Source organism: Rhodoblastus sp. (assembly GCF_052145335.1).
Lineage (GTDB): Bacteria > Pseudomonadota > Alphaproteobacteria > Rhizobiales > Beijerinckiaceae > Rhodoblastus.
Window position 1 is genome coordinate 1 of sequence record NZ_JBKQOU010000035.1, and the last position, 2,640, is coordinate 2,640.

Here is a 2,640-nt window from a genome sequence, read left to right on the forward strand (position 1 = left end):
GGCAACACGCAAAAGCTGGCGTTCGCGGCATGGACGAACACGACCAATAATCGCTATGCCTATGCGTGTTGGGACATCGACAGCGCGCCGACGGTCAGCCTGCCGGCGACGGGGAGCCTTGGCTATCTCATTTCGCCGAACGCCAACAATTATTCTGGCACGATCCTGGTCAGCGAGCCGAGCAATCTGCATCACGCCGCGTTCATCTCGGGATGGATGGCGTCGATCAATTTCAACGCGCTCAATGGCCGCGCGAACCTCTGCTTTCGGTCGCAAAGCGGGCTGGTCGCCGGCGTCAGCAATTTGACCGCGGCGAACAATCTTCTCGGCAACGGCTACAACTATTACGGCGCCTACGCGACGGCGGCGCAAAACTGGCTGTTCATGTATAACGGCCAAATCTCCGGTCCGTTCCTTTGGGCGGACAGCTACGCCGATCAGATTTACATGAACGCGCAGTTCCAACTCGCGCTCGTCAATCTGCTGACCGCGGCGAACACCATACCTTACAATTCGGCGGGCTATGCGCTCATCGCGGCGGCGTGTCAGGGCGTGATCAACCAAGCTCTGAACAACGGGACGATCCGCCCCGGCGTCACGATGTCCACCACGCAAGCCGCGCTAATCAATCAGGCCGTCGGCGCCAATGTCACCGCGACGATACAAAATCAGGGTTGGTATCTCTACATCCAGCCGGCGACGCCGCAAGTTCGCGCCGCCCGCGCCTCGCCGCCGATTAGCTTCTGGTATACGGACGGGCAGTCTGTGCAGGCCATCCAGTTAAACTCCATCGAAATCCAATAATCGCGCCGCCGCATCCTCTATAAACTCGCCGTAAGAGGCTCACAAAATGGCCAGCATTACTTCCGCCAACGCGACGTTGACAATGACCGTCGCGTCGCTATTCACCACGCCCGTCCAACTCACCGGGTTTGCGGTGGATGATATTTACGACATCGACCCGATGGAATGCGTCGAGACGATGATGGGCGTTGACGGCGTTCTTTCCGCCGGGTTCGTCTTCGTCCCGATCAAACAGAAGATCGCGCTTCAGGCCGATTCCAACGCCAACCCGATCTTTGATGCTTGGTGGCAGGGAATGCAGACCCAGCGTGATGTTTATTTTGCGCAAATGACGTTGAAACTGCCGAGCACGGGAATTCAGTATTCCATGCAGCAAGGCGTCATGACGAGCTATCAGCCGATCCCCAACGCCAAGAAGGTGTTGCAGCCTCGCACCCATACCATCACCTGGCAGGGTGTCGGCTTTGGCCCGATCCCGGCGGGGGGCTGATAGATGGCGCGGAGAAAGGCGGATGTCGTCATCGACGACGACAACAGCCGCGACAACGGCAAGGTGTTTGTTCTCACCGAAATGCCGGCGGCGCGTTCCGAGAAATGGGCGATGCGGGCGCTGCTGGCGCTGCAAAGGGCCGGTGTCGAAATCCCCGACGATGCGGTGCAAAACGGCATGGCTGGGATTGCCGGCGTCGGCATCGATGCGCTTGGCAGGCTAAGCTTCCATGAGGTCGAATATCTTCTCGACGAAATGTTCGAATGCATTCAGATCAAGCCGGACCCGAAGCTTTCCGCTGTTCGCGACTTGATCGAGGACGATATCGAGGAAGTGAAGACCCGCATCCTGCTTCGCAAGGAGGTGCTCGAATTGCATCTGGGTTTTTCGCTGGCCGGCAATCGGTCGAAATAGACGCCGGCGAAACGAAGCGCGGAATGATCGAATATGTGAACGTCTCGCGCGCGATCGGAGCGGTTGTGTCGTCTGGCATGGCGACGTTACGCGATCTCGACGAAGCGTATGGATTGGAAGATGTTTATGACATGCTTGAGATTATTTCGGTCGATGCGCATAATTCGCGCGTGCTGAATAAAAAGGATTGATCATGGCGACCGTGATCGACGCACTCACCATCACGCTCGGCCTCGACGCCTCGCAATTCCGCAAGGATCAGGTCGCCGTCGCCGACGGTTCGAAGAAGCTGAAGGAAAGTCTTGTCAAGGATGGCAAGGATGTCGAGAAGTCCGGCAAGGACGCGGCGGAATCGTGGGGTTCGCTCAAGAAGGAAATCCTAGGCGCCATCTCGGCGTTTGTCGGTCTCGACGCGATCAAGAACGCGGTCGGCGATGTGACCAAGTTCAACAAGGAAGTCAGCCAGTCGGCGCAAGCCATCGGCGTCTCGGCGCAGGAACTCTCCGCATGGGGGATGGCGGTAGAGCGCATGGGCGGCGATGCTAATTCGGCTCGCGCCTCGCTGCAACATCTCGCCGATGTTTTCAATGAACTGAAATCCGGCAAGGCGAGCCCAGAGACGTTCTTTTGGTTCTCTCGGTTGATGGCTGAGGGCGGCGTAAAGCTCAACGCCGCGAAACCGATGCTCGACCAGCTTCCGCAAATCGCGGAGGGATTGAAGCATATCGCCGAAACGCAGGGCGCGGCGCGGGCGATTTTCGTCGGCAGACAATTGGGCTTGGACGATGGCACGATCCGCCTGCTCATGCAGGGCAAGGATGCGGTCAAGGCCATTGTCGAAAACATGGAGAAACTGGCTCCGACCGCCGAGCAAATCGACAAGACGAACCAACTTTACCAAGCGTGGGTTTCGCTAAGGCAGACGTTCGATT

At 58.0% G+C, this 2,640-nt stretch carries 5 protein-coding genes; all 5 read left to right on the plus strand.

Going from position 1 to position 2,640, the window contains the following annotated elements; translation table 11 throughout:
- On the plus strand, positions 1-804 hold an 804-nt coding region (locus ACLP2E_RS02545; RefSeq protein ID WP_442465063.1), incomplete at its 5' end, for a DUF3383 family protein.
- 46 nt (positions 805-850) lie between these two features.
- Positions 851-1,294: a phage tail fiber protein gene (locus tag ACLP2E_RS02550; RefSeq protein ID WP_442465064.1), complete on the plus strand. Its 444-nt coding sequence runs from the start codon at positions 851-853 to the stop codon at positions 1,292-1,294.
- A gap of 3 nt (positions 1,295-1,297) precedes the next feature.
- The gene (locus tag ACLP2E_RS02555) at positions 1,298-1,708 is read left to right on the plus strand and encodes a hypothetical protein (protein ID WP_442465065.1); all 411 of its coding nucleotides are present in this window, start codon (positions 1,298-1,300) and stop codon (positions 1,706-1,708) included.
- A 23-nt stretch (positions 1,709-1,731) separates the two neighbouring features.
- Positions 1,732-1,899: a hypothetical protein gene (locus tag ACLP2E_RS02560; RefSeq protein WP_442465066.1), complete on the plus strand. Its 168-nt coding sequence runs from the start codon at positions 1,732-1,734 to the stop codon at positions 1,897-1,899.
- 2 nt (positions 1,900-1,901) lie between these two features.
- On the plus strand, positions 1,902-2,640 hold a 739-nt coding region (locus ACLP2E_RS02565), incomplete at its 3' end, for a hypothetical protein (protein ID WP_442465067.1).

What these genes read in the sequence shown, in the direction of transcription:
- ACLP2E_RS02550 (WP_442465064.1), top strand. Translation starts at nt 851, where the DNA reads ATGGCCAGCATTACTTCCGCCAACGCGACGTTGACAATGACCGTCGCG.
- ACLP2E_RS02560 (WP_442465066.1), top strand. Translation starts at nt 1,732, where the DNA reads ATGATCGAATATGTGAACGTCTCGCGCGCGATCGGAGCGGTTGTGTCG.
- ACLP2E_RS02555 (WP_442465065.1), top strand. Translation starts at nt 1,298, where the DNA reads ATGGCGCGGAGAAAGGCGGATGTCGTCATCGACGACGACAACAGCCGC.